The sequence below is a fragment of the bacterium SCSIO 12844 genome (genome assembly GCA_024397935.1).
Taxonomy (GTDB): Bacteria; Pseudomonadota; Gammaproteobacteria; order Francisellales; family Francisellaceae; genus M0027.
Map to the genome: position 1 here is coordinate 2,215,513 of CP073743.1, position 15,653 is coordinate 2,231,165.

General features: G+C 31.9%; 17 protein-coding genes and 1 other RNA gene. 6 read left to right on the plus strand and 12 right to left on the minus strand.

All coding sequences use genetic code 11. From position 1 onward, the window contains the following. Positions 1-2: 2 nt before the first annotated feature. From KFE69_09905 to KFE69_09915, 3 genes are read right to left on the minus strand one after another with little or no spacing between them, the layout of a single operon-like run. Positions 3-1,199: a UbiH/UbiF/VisC/COQ6 family ubiquinone biosynthesis hydroxylase gene (locus tag KFE69_09905; GenBank protein UTW41813.1), complete on the minus strand. Its 1,197-nt coding sequence runs from the start codon at positions 1,197-1,199 to the stop codon at positions 3-5. Then, on the minus strand, positions 1,187-2,434 hold the full coding sequence (locus KFE69_09910; GenBank protein ID UTW41814.1) for an FAD-dependent monooxygenase: 1,248 nt from the start codon (positions 2,432-2,434) through the stop codon (positions 1,187-1,189). Before KFE69_09910 ends, KFE69_09905 begins: the two co-directional genes overlap by 13 nt. A gap of 21 nt (positions 2,435-2,455) precedes the next feature. After that, a complete protein-coding gene (locus KFE69_09915; GenBank protein UTW41815.1) occupies positions 2,456-3,061 on the minus strand; it encodes a UPF0149 family protein in 606 nt (201 codons plus the stop codon). Positions 3,062-3,211: 150 nt separating this feature from the next. On the opposite strand from KFE69_09915, the gene ssrS reads away from it, so the two are divergent. The 4 genes from ssrS (at position 3,212) to KFE69_09935 (ending at position 6,101) form a co-directional block, all read left to right on the plus strand. Continuing rightward, positions 3,212-3,392: non-coding RNA, 6S RNA (gene ssrS, locus KFE69_09920), on the plus strand. A gap of 45 nt (positions 3,393-3,437) precedes the next feature. Further along, a complete protein-coding gene (locus KFE69_09925; GenBank protein ID UTW41816.1) occupies positions 3,438-4,016 on the plus strand; it encodes a 5-formyltetrahydrofolate cyclo-ligase in 579 nt (192 codons plus the stop codon). 98 nt (positions 4,017-4,114) lie between these two features. Further along, on the plus strand, positions 4,115-5,242 hold the full coding sequence (locus KFE69_09930) for a hypothetical protein (GenBank protein ID UTW41817.1): 1,128 nt from the start codon (positions 4,115-4,117) through the stop codon (positions 5,240-5,242). Positions 5,243-5,315: 73 nt separating this feature from the next. Then, entirely contained in the window at positions 5,316-6,101 is a 786-nt protein-coding gene (locus KFE69_09935) for a sulfite exporter TauE/SafE family protein (protein UTW41818.1), read from the plus strand. A 3-nt stretch (positions 6,102-6,104) separates the two neighbouring features. Here the strand turns inward: KFE69_09935 and KFE69_09940 are convergent, their stop codons facing one another. Then, positions 6,105-6,746 carry a hypothetical protein gene (locus KFE69_09940; GenBank protein UTW41819.1) on the minus strand — a complete coding sequence of 214 codons (642 nt, stop codon included), beginning with the start codon at positions 6,744-6,746 and terminating at the stop codon, positions 6,105-6,107. Positions 6,747-6,929: 183 nt separating this feature from the next. On the opposite strand from KFE69_09940, the gene KFE69_09945 reads away from it, so the two are divergent. Beyond that, complete coding sequence (locus tag KFE69_09945; protein ID UTW41820.1) at positions 6,930-8,234, plus strand: transposase; 1,305 nt, start codon at positions 6,930-6,932, stop codon at positions 8,232-8,234. A 66-nt stretch (positions 8,235-8,300) separates the two neighbouring features. Here KFE69_09945 and KFE69_09950 read toward each other — a convergent pair whose 3' ends face one another. The 7 genes from KFE69_09950 to KFE69_09980 form a co-directional block, all read right to left on the minus strand. Continuing rightward, complete coding sequence (locus KFE69_09950) at positions 8,301-8,834, minus strand: hypothetical protein (GenBank protein ID UTW41821.1); 534 nt, start codon at positions 8,832-8,834, stop codon at positions 8,301-8,303. Positions 8,835-8,930: 96 nt separating this feature from the next. Next, positions 8,931-9,815, minus strand: a complete 885-nt coding sequence (locus KFE69_09955; GenBank protein ID UTW41822.1) for a hypothetical protein — start codon at positions 9,813-9,815, stop codon at positions 8,931-8,933. Positions 9,816-9,837: 22 nt separating this feature from the next. Further along, positions 9,838-10,248 carry an acyl-CoA thioesterase gene (locus KFE69_09960; GenBank protein ID UTW41823.1) on the minus strand — a complete coding sequence of 137 codons (411 nt, stop codon included), beginning with the start codon at positions 10,246-10,248 and terminating at the stop codon, positions 9,838-9,840. Positions 10,249-10,312: 64 nt separating this feature from the next. Continuing rightward, positions 10,313-10,801: a hypothetical protein gene (locus KFE69_09965; protein UTW41824.1), complete on the minus strand. Its 489-nt coding sequence runs from the start codon at positions 10,799-10,801 to the stop codon at positions 10,313-10,315. Positions 10,802-10,959: 158 nt separating this feature from the next. Beyond that, on the minus strand, positions 10,960-11,814 hold the full coding sequence (locus KFE69_09970) for a hypothetical protein (protein UTW41825.1): 855 nt from the start codon (positions 11,812-11,814) through the stop codon (positions 10,960-10,962). 122 nt (positions 11,815-11,936) lie between these two features. Beyond that, a complete protein-coding gene (locus tag KFE69_09975; protein UTW41826.1) occupies positions 11,937-14,039 on the minus strand; it encodes an ATP-dependent helicase in 2,103 nt (700 codons plus the stop codon). A gap of 26 nt (positions 14,040-14,065) precedes the next feature. Next, entirely contained in the window at positions 14,066-14,404 is a 339-nt protein-coding gene (locus KFE69_09980; protein UTW41827.1) for a hypothetical protein, read from the minus strand. Positions 14,405-14,577: 173 nt separating this feature from the next. Between KFE69_09980 and rsfS the strand changes: the two genes are divergently transcribed. Next, on the plus strand, positions 14,578-14,940 hold the full coding sequence (rsfS, locus tag KFE69_09985; GenBank protein UTW41828.1) for a ribosome silencing factor: 363 nt from the start codon (positions 14,578-14,580) through the stop codon (positions 14,938-14,940). A 21-nt stretch (positions 14,941-14,961) separates the two neighbouring features. On the opposite strand, the gene KFE69_09990 is transcribed toward rsfS, so the two are convergent. Next, positions 14,962-15,645: an aspartate/glutamate racemase family protein gene (locus KFE69_09990; GenBank protein UTW41829.1), complete on the minus strand. Its 684-nt coding sequence runs from the start codon at positions 15,643-15,645 to the stop codon at positions 14,962-14,964. Positions 15,646-15,653 lie beyond the last annotated feature (8 nt).

Consider the following 15,653-nt stretch of genomic DNA (forward strand, 5'->3'; position numbering starts at 1 on the left):
ATTTATAGTAAACCTTTTTTGCCCATAGCTTGCGTCATAAAAAATCGTTTCAATAACGCCCTCCTATCAACAAAAGAAAGTCCATTTCCTCTTAAAAAACCTAAAAATTTTGACTCATTTGAAAAGCCAGATTTAAATGCAGCCATCATCCAAATCAATAATTGATTATGCCAACGTCGCTCTCTTTCATATTGCTGTAATGTCGAAAGATCACCTAAACTTCGCCCTTTTTGATGTGCGTTTGTTAATACATTAATCAATGAGCTTACATCTTTAAAACCAAGGTTAACACCCTGACCAGCCAATGGATGAATAACATGTGCAGCATCACCAACTAAAACAACACCATCTTTAGCATAGCGTTCAACATGCTGCTCAGTTAATGGAAATTTGACTCGCTTAGATTGAACTTTACAAATTCCTAAGTGATGATTAAGTGCATTCGTTAACTCAATATTAAATGCCTCATCATCTAGTGCAAGTAAACGTGTTGCCTCATGCTCTGTTGTACTCCAAACAATTGAACAGCGAAACGGATCAGCCAAAGGTAAAAATGCTAAAGGACCTGTTGCTAAAAAACGCTGAGTTGCACAATTTTTGTGTGAAAGTTCAGTCTCAATTTCAGCCACAATAGCATACTGATGATAAGCTCTTTTTTTTACTTGAAACTGACACTGATTACGTAACCAAGAGCTTGCGCCATCAGCACCAATGAGTAACTGTGTTTCAATTTTTCTACCATCTGACAGCGCTAATTGCCATTGATTGTCAAAACGATCTAACTTTTCGATCGTACATGGCACATAAAGTGCAGCATTTTTATTCATTAATGCTTGCCATAATGTTTTAACAATAATACGGTTTTCAATGATAAAACCAAGCTCACGCTCTGCAATTTCTGCAGCATCCATTCGAATTTGTCCCGAACTACCTTCATCAAACACAAACATTTGATTAAAGGCTGCAATTTCATGCTGATTGATTGCCTCCCAAACATCTAAATTATCTAATAATTGTTCAGAAAATCGATTAATCGCACTAACTCTTAAATCTTTGTCATTATTTGACCAATGTAATTTAGGTTGATTTCGTTCAACGATTGCAATATTAAGCCCTCGATCAATCAAGCCTTTGGCAAGCGCCAAACCAACCATACCGCCACCAACAATAACAGCTTGATATTCTTTTATATTTCCCATTGATGAATCCTTTGTTTTGCAAGCGATGGTAATTGATTCATATCGCCCATCATCATTCGATTAATCAAAGATTTACCAATAGGTAGACGTTCGGTTAAATGAAGTCCAAGACTGCGTGATACTTTGATCATTCGTTCGTTATTAGAAAATAAATTAACCAATTGATCACTTACCCAAGTTGTTTGCTTGTGATCTTTAAGCCTACGTTGTTCAAATGCTTTAAGTAGTTGTTCATTATCATCAGAAATTCCATAACAACTCACTAAATCTGCAAATACAGCAATATCACGTAAACATAAATTAAAGCCTTGTCCTGCAACCGGATGTAGTGAATGTGCAGCATTACCAAATAATAAGGTATTAGCTAAATAGAGTTTTTTAGCTACCATTAAATGTAATGGAAAAATATCACATTTACCAATTCTAATAAATCTGCCTAATCGATAGCCAAATAATTTTTGCAAATAGCCACACAACTCGTCAGCATTCATTAGAGCAATTTGTTCTTTTTGATCCTTTTTAAATGTAAATACACAGGCACTTCGATTGCCTTTCATCGGCAGCATTGCAACAATACCATCATCATAAAAACGCTCATAAGCATAGTTTTGATGTGAGCGCTTTAACTCAACATTACAAACCAAAGCATAGGATTGATAATCTGTATGTTCAACTTCAATACCAAGCTTACTACGAATAGCTGATCGCGCACCATCACAAGCAATTACTAGCTTTGCTGATATCTCTATTACATCTTTTGCTTGATTACGTACAGTTAATTGATTTGTTGCTGTATCTAATGAATCTAACTCAGCTGGTGCTATTAACTTTATGTTTTCTTTAGTTAATAACTTTTCATGCATTGCTGAGTAAATTCTTGGAAATGCACAAATTGCACCTAAGCAGGGCTTATGTTCTTTTTTATGATCTAATACAACTCGACCCAATAAGCCTTTATTAGAGACATGAACTCGATGAATAGGTTCACAATATTCGCTTAGCTCATCCCATAAATCTAAACCCTTTAAAATGCACAATGCATTATATGCTAAAGCCATTGCTCGCGCATCAAAGTTATCTAATGCCATCTCTTTTAAATCAATGCGGTCAATCAGTACAATTGACTCAACATATGGTGAGATTGCCAAAGCCAATGCTTGTCCAACTAAACCACCACCGACAATCGCAATCTCCGTTTTAATGTGTTTAGATATGGTTTGATCTGTAGCTGTCATATATTTATTCAAATTAATTGATTAATCATCTGTTAAATCACGCGCACTATGCAATGGCTTTGCCTTTGCTTGATTTAACGCACTTAATTCTGCATGTAGCAATAATGCTGCAACTTTTGCATATTCAACTAACTCATTATATGCTTTTTCTGACTCTTCATCACCTTCTTCTTCTTCATCATATTGTAATGCTGACATTTTAGATAAATCAGTAATTGCTTCTTTTATCTCTTGACTATGACTGGCTTCAAAAGCAAATCCCATTAAACCTAATCCAGATAAAAAACCCTGACACCACATAGCAAGGGCGTCAATACGCTGATGGAAACTAGTTGAATCATCCGGTAATAACAGCTCTAAATCATAAAAACCACTTTGGTATTGATTTTTAGTCGCTTCAAATACACCAGCAAGTACCACTAGTGCATTTTCAGCCATTATATCACCTTCTTCAACAAATGTTGTCAGCATTGAGTCAACCCAAGCACTGATGCGCACATCAGCTCCGCCACTGAAAAGTGCGCACAAAAGCCCATGGGATTCAGCAACTTCAGTCATTGCTTTTAAGTGTTTCAATGCCTTTGCGACCTCGTCAAACTCTGGCATTTTTTCTTCTTCATTAGACATTATTTTATTCACATTATCTATTAATACGCCTATCCTACCATTTTGTTACTAATTTGATAAATTAAAATGCAAGTATTTTTTTAAACTATTTTATTCCTGCATTACTTGCCTTTTAGGGTAAATTTATCATATAGTTCTTATTAAGAAGTTTGCTGCCTGAATTGTGCGCCAGTCTCTACAGTCTTGAGCCGATGCTTATAATTACGGGAGCTTAATTGAATGCGGGAGTGCAAGCTCGTCTATGATCGAGAAGCCCGATGTGTCCATGTAGCACCCACCTGGTTCTTGAGGGTTCAAGAGCCTTGTAGACAGCGCCAACTTTGGGTAGCTTACTTCTTTAAAAATCATATCTCAAAAACTATTGGTTAGCCATCAAATGGATGATAAAGTAAAGATTCGTAAAGCCATTCGTAAAAAACGCCGACAACTAGAAACCGTTGAACGATTTCAATTAAATGAAAACTTACTAAAAAATGCACTTGATATTATTGATAAAAACCAACCAAAATCAATCGCTATTTACTTTCCTAATGATGGTGAAGCTGATTTATGTAATTTAGTTGAGTACGCTAATTTTAAAGACATTACCCTATATTTGCCAGTTTTACATCCGATTATCAAACGTGGGCTTTGGTTTGCTAACTATAACCAAAATGAAATGCTTTATACGAATCGTTTTGGTATTTATGAACCTTTTTTTAATCTTGATTCACTAAAAGCACCCTGGGAGATGGATTTAGTTTTTATGCCTTTGGTTGCATTTGATTTAAATGGCAATCGCATTGGCATGGGTGGCGGCTTTTATGACTACACATTCCAATTTAAGTCAAATGTTAACACACCCACATTAGTTGGCTGTGCTTATGAATTTCAACAGATTGATCAATGTCCTAATGAACATTGGGATATGCCAGTTGATGGCATATTAACTGATGCTAAAGCGCGATGGTTTTAATCATTTCTCTATATTAACTAAAATTTGTTTGATTATTTATTCAAAAATATTCTATCATCTTATATTAAATGATTTACTAACTCAGAAGGATGCTGGTTATGTATGATGAAAAAGATAAAGATGAACATTTAAATATTGATGAAGCATATCAAGCGTTTATGTCATCCTGTATTGAAATACACTCAAAGGATGAAATACAAGCTCAAAAACAAGGTTTAGAAATCAATGCTGGCCATATAAATGATTTCTCATTAGTTGAAATACCTTTAAAAGAAGGCTATATTCTTCCTGCTGTGTGTAAAAAAACAAATGCAATTGAACCATTAGGATATCTTGAAATTTGGTTAAAACAGCTAACTTCTGGTTCATCAGATATCACAGCAAAGCTCTTTCAGTTTCAAATTTTTCAAAAGTCAAAAGGTAAACATAAAGAAAACCAATTACTATTAGACACACAAGATACACTCATTTATCTTACAGATGACAGTTTATTAAAAACAATTGAATTATTAATAGAAGAAATAAGACAACTGCATACTACATATAGTGATGACTTAATATTTTACATTTATATAGAGCAGCTTATTGATTTATCTAAAAATAGTCTTGAAATACCAAGTGTAGACGCTAAAGTAGGTAATAAAACTTTCTCTGATGATGAGGCTGACTATAATCAATTAAAAAGAAAAAGTTTAATCAATAAAACTCAAATGACATTAAATGAGTCATCTGCAAGGTGGGGTGGCGCAGAGAATTTTCAAATAGCTAACTCTAGCAATGTAGTTGTAAGATTATTTAATTACTCATCTAGCCTAAGCACATTAAATCGTTATTTTAATCAATTCAATACTGAAAAATTAAACATAATTAAAGAACAACTTAAAAATATCGCTTTATTTATATTTCACCAAAATATTGCAGCAATTGGTGCTAGTTTATATTATTTCGGGAATAATGTAAGGTTAATTGACCTTGCTCATTATATGTCTGCTGATCCAATTACTTCAGTTACTCAAGATGAAGTAAATTTAAATTACTATCATAAAAATTTACTAACTGCGATCAATGAACAAATAGATATTATTGATAGCGTTATCTCAAAAAAGCAATCAATCATTGAGCATGTACATACACAAAGCGAGCCACAATTGCCCTTCCAAAAGCTAGATACAAATATCGAAGAAATTAATAAAGGAGGTAATGATACTACTTGTAGCCTTGATTAGTCATTTAACACTTTAAGCCTTGGAAGAATTAACATTTGGTGATACCATCAAATTCTTAAGTTAAAGGATTTCCATGATGGTCATTATTTTATCAATCTTAGTTGGTTTTTTTGCAAGTTTTATGTCGAGTATTTTCGGCGGCGGCGCAGGTCTCATTTCAGTACCTGGAATCTATTGGATTGTGGTGCATTTTTATACTCATACTGATGATGCAATGCAAATGACTTTAGCTACAGGTAGCGGCATGGCAATTCCATTGGGTCTAATGGCAACATTAAGACAAAGAAAGTATAAAAATATTGACTATCCACTGTTAAAAAAAACCATCTGGTCAATGAGCATCGGTGGTGTATTAGGTGCACTTGTAATATCAAATATAGCAAGTGATTATGTAAAACTCTTTTTTGGCATTATGATTCTTCTGACTGCTATTTGGATGTGGCGTTATAAAATTAACCTTTCTAAAGCCTGGAATCCACACCCAATCACTTATAATCTATCAGGTGGCATTATTGGCACTATCTCTACAGCTTTAGGTGTTTCAGTTTTTACCGTACCTTTTTTATCTAAAGCAGGCCTTGATATAAAAAAAGCCATCGGGACATCAACAACCATTGTATTTACTTATTCAACCCTAGCTGGTATTGCCTTTATTATTATTGGAATATTTAAAACTGGTACATCGTTATCACATATCGGTTATTTAAATACTACAATTTTTCTATCTGCTGTTATTCCTTCTTTAATAGGCAGCATTGTTGGTGTTAAATTAGTGCATATCTTACCGCAAATTGTATTAAAGCGCTTATTTGTACTAATGATGTTTATTGTGGCGACTTTGATGTTGATACCTAAGTAGTTTTTATTCAAGTAACTCATGAGGCATTAAAGGTAATTTATCACCTAACTCTTGATGTAAATCTATAGATTTTTTATAAAATTTATAAGTTTGATATTCTCTTTGTGGATCAGAATCTCTATGTTTATGGTATCGGGTTAATACTCTATTCCACTCATCATCAGTCACCTGTAACAAAATTCTTGCTTTTTCAAAGTCTTCTTTTGCATGCATATAAGTTTTTGATGCAAATAATCCATTTTTATGGTGCATAGACCTAGCCGCATTTTTTAAGATAATTCTAGCATCATCTATAGTATTAACCTTATCTAATCGTCTTAATAAATATTCAGCAATTGTAGATTTAACTATATTATTTTTTTCATGAGCTTTATCAATTGCTTTATTTAGGCCTTTTTTTATTGCATCAATTATTTTATTTAACTCTTGATTATACTTAAGACGCTCCCTATAGTCATAATACTTCAAAAAGTATTTCTTATCATCATAATCAATTACAGCTAAATCATCTGGTTCACAATATTCAAAACCTTTAATCTGGTCCATTATGATTTGATAGAGTTCTATACAATCCTCTAGAGAAAAATTATAATCTTCATTTACTACATCAATTTCAAAGCTTTCATTAAGTGCTTGGGATACCATTTCAGCAATATTTTTAGGTAAAATACCTCTAAGCTTATCTTTTGTGATCTTATCTTCTTGAACATAATCATTACATAGAACATTTATAATTTTTCAGCAATTCCCGCTATTAATGACACGGGTTGCAAATAAAGACTTTTAGACCGATCATATATTTATTTTTCGTAACCTAGTTATTTTACAATGAACAATCAATTTAAAAAACATCTATCTATACCAGGTTTATTACACACATTAAGAAATAGCTTTGCAAAAGCTACTGATAGGAAGTCATCCAGCATTTACTCACTTGTTGATTGTTTGATGTGTGGCATGGCAGTATTTGGAATGAAGTATCCTTCATTACTTAAATTTGATAAAGATATGCGATCAGAGGGCAGTTTGGTTAAAAATAATATTAGCTCATTATATAAAGTTGAAAAAGTGCCATGTGATACATATTTACGTGAACGTTTAGATGAAATTGATTATCTTCAATTACGTCAGTCATTTAATGCATTACTAAGCAATCTACAAAGAGGTAAAGTTCTAGAGCAATATTGTTTTTATAATGATTATTATTTGATTTCCAGTGACGGCACAGGGATGTTTTCATCACATGAAGTGCATTGTGATAATTGCTGTGTAAAACATCACCGTAATGGAACAAAAACTTATTATCATCAAATGTTGTGTGCTTCGATTGTACATCCTGATATAAAGCAAGTGATTCCATTAGCGCCTGAGCCAATTATTAAAAGTGATGGAACAAAGAAAAATGATTGTGAGCGAAATGCAGCGAAACGTTTAATTAAACGTCTTCGCCAAGAACACCCGCACTTAGCAATGATTTTTGTTGAAGATGCCTTATATGCCAATGGCCCTCATATTGATGACCTAAACAAACATAATATTCATTATATTCTAGGAGTAAAACCAAGTGATCATACCTGGCTTTTTGACTGGGTTAAAGCAAGTAAATCCGAGTTTTTGTCGATGTCACTAGAGGGTGTTAAACATGAATTTGAGTGGGTTAATCAAGCTGAATTAAATGAAACTAGAAGTGATATTAAGGTTAACTTTTTGTCTTATAAACAGACAAATAAAAAAGGTAAAGTACAGCATTTTACTTGGGTGACAGACCTTGATCTTAATTCAAACAATGTATTTAAAATAATGACAGGAGCACGTGCACGCTGGAAAATTGAAAATGAGACATTTAATACATTAAAAAATCAAGGGTATAATTTTGAACACAATTTTGGTCATGGAGCAAACAACTTATGTACAGTATTTGGCTTTTTGATGCTATTGGCATTTTTGGTAGATCAAATTCAAGAACTATGCTGTCCATTATTTAAGTCGGCATTAAAAAAATTAGAGACAAGAAGTCGTTTATGGGACAGAATAAGAAGTGCTTTTTTTATAGCACAGATTAATAGTTGGGAAGCGCTATATTTACACCTATCAGGAAAAGTTAAAGCCCAATTGATCATCGACACTGGTTAATTATATTTTGCCATGAACATCGTGTTTTTAACTATACCCGGTTATTTATTAATGAGACATAAAAATCTAATATACGGTGCATATGCTGTAGCGGTAAGTATTGTCAATGAGAATGCTAATGGAATTAATAATTAAATGAAAAATTAAGCGGGAATAGCTGATAATTTTTAGACTTTCATTTGGTTCTATATTATTTAAACAAAGCTGAAAAACTAAATTTTCTATAAACTTAACTCTATTTATATCCTTATATTTCACTGTGCTATTTGCCATCAAAGGTGAAATAAAATGAACATATTCATTATTAATTTCATTCTGAGATAATCCTTCACAAAATTGACTAATTTGAACCTGTTTTCCAGCAAAGTGTATAGAATCTATCACCGTCACTTTTTGTGGATTCAAAGCCACTATTTCTTTGAATAATTCAGACATTTGCTCAAAATCATTAATATCAACTCGCTTACGAATTACATTATCTCTTTTAGAATCACTCTGATATTTTTTGTTATCTAAGCTATATAAACAATCATTACCTGCTAAAAATAAACTTTCATGCGCTTGATTAAAGCCAGAACCAAATAATAGAACTATCCGCACAACCCTATCCTATAACAATACATTTTATCTGTATAAGTTAAACCATTTTAAGCTAACAAATCACATCAAAAAATAATATAAAAACCATTAAAATAGTTACTGCACATAAACTGGCAAAGACTGCAAAATTGGATCTTGGTATGGAATTTTATCCGTACGTACTTTTGAACGCTTATCTGAGGCTTCTTTAATTGTAACAGGATATGATTGTGCCTGAGCTGTCACCAAAGGCATTGTCATTGGTGTTAAACGATAAGTTTTACCTTGATAGATATAAGCTCGATAAGTTGAAAAGTTATAGCGCATGACAAGTTTTTTATGCTCTGCTAATGCATCAAGTACTTTTAAATCATGTGTAGTATAAGTTAAGCTATCGGCTTCTTGTGGATATTTTAAACGGCTAGTTAATATACCCTTTAGTTCTACTTTATCAATTTTTCGACTCGTAACCATATCATGTTTAACAATTAAGACCTCTCTTACTGGTAATGATAAATTTTCAGGTAATGGAATCTGTCGATAAACCATTTTCCAATTAATTCTAGCTTCAATTGTTTTAGCTTGAACATAACGCTGATAGACTTCATTTTGAATTTCATTTTTTAAGGGTACAGGCAAAGCATTTTTTTCAATTAATTGATAGATTTCTGACACCAATTGTTTAATCTGTTGTTTGGTTTGATTGATTTGATTAACCACTTCTAATGATTGTTCATCTTTAATATTAATACTACCAGCAAGCGTTGTTGTCTCTCCTGGTAATAAATCATCCGTATAATGATAAGCTGTATATAAGCCAAAGATTTGATCAATTGTCACCGCATGATTTATCTCTATAATGGATGCAGTTTTCTTATAGCTTAATAACATCGTAAATAGCTGATTAAGCACACCAAAAGTTTCAATAATCTCATTTTTAAGTTTATTTAATGCAGTTAATTGATAGTCACTTAATGAGTCTAAAACTGACTTTCGTCCCATTATCTATCCTTTTTATATCAGTTTATATAATAGCTTCAGCTTTTTGATACGTTTTAAATGCTTCAGGAACAAAAAAACGACGTTTCCCCTGATAAACTTCAACACAAGTTGCTGTTAGATTAGCACTGACAACTAAACTTTCATTTTCATGGTAAATAGTTTGTTCAATTAAAATTTTAATTGGTCCATCAATAATAGGTTTAGTTAAAATATAAAACCGGTCATTTAAACGTAGACTTTGTTTAAATGAAAGACTTGCATCTGCTAGAATTAAATTCTTGCCATTTTCAGACCAGGCAACAAAATCAATACCTAAGACAGTTTCTAAAAAATGAATACGAGCGCGATCCAGATAAGCATAATATCGCACATTATTTACAATTCCCTGCCCATCAACATCATAAGGCTGAACTTGAAAGTCAATCCGCTGCATTAGTCCTTATCTCCTTTTTTACTTCCCTAACTCTTATTGCAGCAAATTTTTTGCTTAATTGCAATTATTGCTTTAGACGCGGATCATCTTTTTCATGGATATAGTAAATATTATCTCCGCCATGCAAATGAAGCTCAACAATCGTATTATCATCTAAAAAGTCTAATGCCTGAACTTGTTTTGATTTCACAGCTTTAAATTGGCCTTGATTTAACACAGTTTCACTTCTTTCATTTTTCTTTGCACCATGCGCTCCATACTCTATTAATTCAACGCTTCCATTTAATATCAATATATGCTCATCTCCATCATAATAATGCTTAGGAATCTTATATCCCATATTACCCCGAACACGTATAGCATAATGTCCACATGTTTTATCCGAATATAGCACTTCAACATCTGCTCCTTTAGGTAAACTCGTCCCTTCAGTGGGATACCATGTAAAGTGATTACTAGATAAAGGAATCATTTTGGCAAATAATTCAAATGGAACAAATAACAATACAATAACAAGAAAAAGTTTATTAATTCTACTAGTCTTATTACTCATAGCTAAACCATTTTTAATCTATCAATACATACTCTAAGGTATAGATTAATTTGCTAAAGAAGCAATATTACAGCAAAAAGAATTTTTAATAAGTATACTTATACTTTTTTGATTATCTGATAATACAATACGCATCAGCATCAATTTATTTTCTATTTCTATAATATAGCACACCAAGAATTATTAATTTTTTGCAGTTTATGTTCAGATTCTGATTCTACAAAACAAAGCTTAGGGTTTTGTTTATCATTATCGTCTATTGTCATTAATGAATCAATTTCCTTATCTGTCACATGCGCAACAGGAATACTACTAAAGCGCTGATGTCTATATTCGTCAGGCGTATAATTTTCATTATTATCTCTATTATCATGTATAAAAAACGCTTTACTTTTTATTCCTTTTTCCTGGAGTCTCCTTTCAATACCTATATCTATTATTTGATTATTAATATTATTACGAACCTCTGGCAAATGACAGCCCCCAAAGCAACCTATAATATGCTGATATCTATTTTTCTTATATAAATTACAGATTGTTTGAGATGCTACTTCATTAAAATTTATTAAGCGTTCATCACTGTCGCCATATATATTTTTAAGGCCAAAGATTTTTTTATTTATATCTGTATCATTTGAGGTGACATACACTTTTTCCTGCTCAGTCAATTCTAATTGCAATATGAGTTCTTGAAGCAATTTATTTTTGATTTTAATATCCATAGTAGTTTCTATTCTTGCAAAAGGATTTGATAAATCAGTTTCTATTTGAATTAAATCTACCCCTAATTTACTTAAACGTTGTTTAACTCTCTCCATACTAGGATGAAATATCTCTCCAGGGTACTCTTCTAATAAAATAGCTACATTTTTACCTAAAAACTCTGATTTATGCAGCTCTAAATGAAATATACCTCTGTATACGTCAAGGCCATGATTTTCACCCAGTAATATTACATTTGCACTTTCATTACTCATTTCAGATCTTATTAGATCGAATAAATTAATTGACATTTTTCTCCCCCCAGTAACTTATTAAAGATTACTTAAAATATAATCACACTACAAATAAAGCAGTGCATCAAAAATTACCACAATGCGTATTAAAAGTAAACAAAAAATACAAACTTTATATTTTAATCACTCATTAAACTAATATAATCTTTAAACAACTTTCCAGAAGGTGAAAAACGATTGATTGATTTTGCTAACTCTTGTTCATTAGTAAACTGAGTAATATGTTTTAGGTGTTCACATACGCAATGATAATTCATTTCATATAAAAAACGCACTGAATTGGTTGGCTTTAAATCATAAGGAAAGCCTTTTCTTTTACTTTGATACCACTGATTTAGTTTTAATTGATCATTACCACCAACAACAAGCAGCTTTTCTTTTGCTCTTGTAATGGCAACATAAAATAAACGACGCTCACTCTCTTGAGACAAGTAATGTTCTCCTGCACCAAAAAACGCACTTTCTGTTGCATCTAAAAGAATTACTTTTGACCATTCTAAGCCTTTTGCTCTGTGAATCGATAATACATTAACGCCATTTGTATGTAACTCATCTGAAGATGCTTTTTCTTTTAACTCAAGAAAATGAGCTAAAAAATTACTTGCATCTAATTGAACTGATTGTGCATATTGTACAACCGCCTCACAAATACAGTTATTATCATAGGCTTCTGTTAGACCATACTGCTTTGATTTAAAATAATAATCATACTCTAAAGCGTCAATAATTTTATTTAATAATTGTGCTGCACTTATTTGATCATTCATCAACGTTAATTCTTGCCATAGATAAGAACGCAAACGAATTCGCTCCGCTTGAAATGGTTTTAATGAATAATTAGCAGATAACCGTAATAGTACTTGCGCCCCCTCTTTAGGATGTTGCGCAATTTGATTAATCACAGTCTCTAGCATATTTTGACGCAAATATAGAGATGGACAAAGTAACATAGCACGTAAATAAGTTTTTCTCTCTTGAATCGTTAGTGGCTCAAAAAATGCCGTCTGCGATACTAATGCTAAATGCCCAATTAATGACAAAGTTACTTGTGCATGGGTAACGCCTTCATTACCTAAAATTTGATACGGTAACTTATGTTTTAAACAAGCTAATTCAAACAATGCTGCAGAACTGTATTTTCTTACTAAAATAGCAACATCACTTAAGCTCTTTTCAGGCTTGGCTTTAAGCCATTGCTCAATCATTGATGGTAGCTGATCAATACTGTGACTATAGGTAACTTCAATCTCTGTTGGTGGAGTTATATGATGCGAAATACAAAGATTTTTAAGTCGTTGTTTATTTTGAGTAATAATATAATTTGCCGCTAATGATAATTTATGCCCATAACGAAATGTATTTGAAAGCTTATAATTTGTCACATTGCCAAATTCTTTAGCAAAACCTTTTAACATATAATAAGGCTTTGAGCCTCGCCACTCATAAATCGTTTGATCTACATCACCAACAACCATAATTTCAGTAGTATCATTAACAAATAATTTAATTAGCGCTTGCTGAACTGCATTAATATCCTGATATTCATCAATAATAATATAAGGATATGTCCATGGAATATTATTTTTTTCTTCTGGGTTATCATTTAAAAGTTGAATGGGTTCAAAAATTAAATCATCAAATGTTCTTAGGCGCTCTGACTGCCTAAGTGTTTCATAATGAGTAAAAAATGCATTTAACAATATTTTTTCTTTCTTAGTTAGCTTAATATTAAAATCATCCATACCATCAGTTTCAAGTAACTGACTTTGAACATCTGACTTTATCAATGTTAAATAATTTTCATGTTGGTCGATTAACTCTGCATCAATATCATCTACCAACTGCCCTTCTCGTTTTAATTTTTCTAATGCAGTTTGAATTAATTTTCGATACTGCCAATTTTGCGTTATTAGCTGATAATTCGGCAGTTTTTTTAATTGAACAAAAAATCGAGTCAAGGAATAGCCTAAGCCATGAAATGTTTTAACTTGTACTTGATTTGCTTTAGAACCAATCACGGATGTTAATCGTTTTTGAAAGTCCATTTGTGCAGATTTATTATACATAACAACTAAGATTGTTTCTGGTTTAATATCTTGGTCAATTAAATGTTTAATACGTAACACCATTGTCTGTGTTTTACCACTACCTGCAACCGCTGAAACAATAGCATGACCTGATTGATGCGCAACGACTTGTTTTTGCTCATTTGTTAATTCCATTTTAATTATGCGCTTATATTTTTCTACTACTTTAAGATTTGCTTTATTAAACCTTTAATTAATTTCCATAGCAAGCTTATATTACCGATTAATAGATGCCAAAGGAAAAAAATAATCTCTTTTGTATCAAAAATTAATTGCTTAAAGTAAATAGAAAGTGAAACTTTGTTAATCGACACCAAAGCTCTTAAAGGCCAAAATAGCCAAATGAACAAAACAATAAATAATACCCATATTCCAAACGAACCAACAGGCACTCGATAACCACTTAACCAAATAAGAAAACTCAAAGGGATAACCACGACTATAATAAAAAGTACCAACAACTTTAATAGTAAAAATACCATATGTGATACTACTTTCACTTCAAACAAGCCCCTTACAAAATCAATTAAATCAATAACATTTGCTACTATTTTATTCTAGCAAATTTAAATCAATCTGCGTAAATGTTATACAAAAATGAAAACAGGCCATTGAAATAGAGTGCATGCTCTTATAGAATAGCCCTCTGTAATTAATTGTAATGAGAAGAAGTATGACAGAACAAAAAGAACAAGATTCAAAAAAAATATTAAACATTGCACTAGAAGCTTTAGATGATTTGCGTGCAGAGAATGTATCAACTATGTTAGTTGAGCACATCACAGACATGATGGAATATATTGTCATTGCAACTGCAACATCACGCCAACATGCTGTATCACTTGGTAAACACTTAAAAGAACAAGCAAAGCATAAATCAGTTGAGATCTTAGGCATGGAAGGCTTAGATAATGGCGAATGGATTTTAGTCGACCTAGGCGATGTTGTTGTGCATATCATGCTTGAAGCAACACGCACTTATTATGAATTAGAAAAATTATGGGATATCCCTAGATTAAAGGCTAATGAAGGTTAAATAATAAAATAAGCCTATATACTAAGCATATTCTTTTATTTCTAAAAGTAATGCTAACATTGCTATAGAAGGCTCAATTAATTTAATAGCAATCTGATTATCTATTAGCATTTTTTCTAGTTGCAAATGAAAATAACTAAAATGCGTACAGCCTAATATAACAGCTTCTACCCCCTTTTGAGCCATAATTTCTAACTGCAAAATCAAACCATGCTTAAGAATTAAAGTTTCGCAAGATAAATTATTTTCAATATCATCAACCAAATCCAAACAGCCAATACCATTAACATATTTTAACAAAGGACTTTGTTTATATAGAAATTGCTCAATTCTACCAGCACTCTGTGTATTAGCTGCTAATAATCCAATATGATTTAAACCTTTGATATTATCTAAATAACCATCTAAAGGTGAAATAATATTCAGCTTAAGTATTTGAGATAGCTTTTTTAAATCAATAGCAATACTTAGAGAATTACAATAAATAAAGATAATTGATTGATTAAGCTTATATTGATTTAATACTAAGTTAATTTTCTCTAATACAACATCAAAAAGTAATGCTGGATTATTTTGCAGCTGAGTTTGTTGATATGGACTCTCTGAAATAGGACAGGCAATTGAGTTAAAATCATGTTTTTTTAATAAATTAACACCCATATCAGCATCAACTTTAGTTCCTGCTACAACAATTATTTTTTGCATATTAATCT

Coding starts and splice junctions, on each gene's coding strand:
- KFE69_09905 (UTW41813.1), bottom strand. CDS start 1,199: ATGGGAAATATAAAAGAATATCAAGCTGTTATTGTTGGTGGCGGTATG.
- KFE69_09925 (UTW41816.1), top strand. CDS start 3,438: ATGGATGATAAAGTAAAGATTCGTAAAGCCATTCGTAAAAAACGCCGA.
- KFE69_09940 (UTW41819.1), bottom strand. CDS start 6,746: ATGGTATCCCAAGCACTTAATGAAAGCTTTGAAATTGATGTAGTAAAT.
- KFE69_09960 (UTW41823.1), bottom strand. CDS start 10,248: ATGCAGCGGATTGACTTTCAAGTTCAGCCTTATGATGTTGATGGGCAG.
- KFE69_09970 (UTW41825.1), bottom strand. CDS start 11,814: ATGTCAATTAATTTATTCGATCTAATAAGATCTGAAATGAGTAATGAA.
- KFE69_09915 (UTW41815.1), bottom strand. CDS start 3,061: ATGTCTAATGAAGAAGAAAAAATGCCAGAGTTTGACGAGGTCGCAAAG.
- KFE69_09945 (UTW41820.1), top strand. CDS start 6,930: ATGAACAATCAATTTAAAAAACATCTATCTATACCAGGTTTATTACAC.
- KFE69_09910 (UTW41814.1), bottom strand. CDS start 2,434: ATGACAGCTACAGATCAAACCATATCTAAACACATTAAAACGGAGATT.
- KFE69_09975 (UTW41826.1), bottom strand. CDS start 14,039: ATGGAATTAACAAATGAGCAAAAACAAGTCGTTGCGCATCAATCAGGT.
- KFE69_09955 (UTW41822.1), bottom strand. CDS start 9,815: ATGGGACGAAAGTCAGTTTTAGACTCATTAAGTGACTATCAATTAACT.
- KFE69_09990 (UTW41829.1), bottom strand. CDS start 15,645: ATGCAAAAAATAATTGTTGTAGCAGGAACTAAAGTTGATGCTGATATG.
- KFE69_09935 (UTW41818.1), top strand. CDS start 5,316: ATGATGGTCATTATTTTATCAATCTTAGTTGGTTTTTTTGCAAGTTTT.
- KFE69_09965 (UTW41824.1), bottom strand. CDS start 10,801: ATGAGTAATAAGACTAGTAGAATTAATAAACTTTTTCTTGTTATTGTA.
- rsfS (UTW41828.1), top strand. CDS start 14,578: ATGACAGAACAAAAAGAACAAGATTCAAAAAAAATATTAAACATTGCA.
- KFE69_09930 (UTW41817.1), top strand. CDS start 4,115: ATGTATGATGAAAAAGATAAAGATGAACATTTAAATATTGATGAAGCA.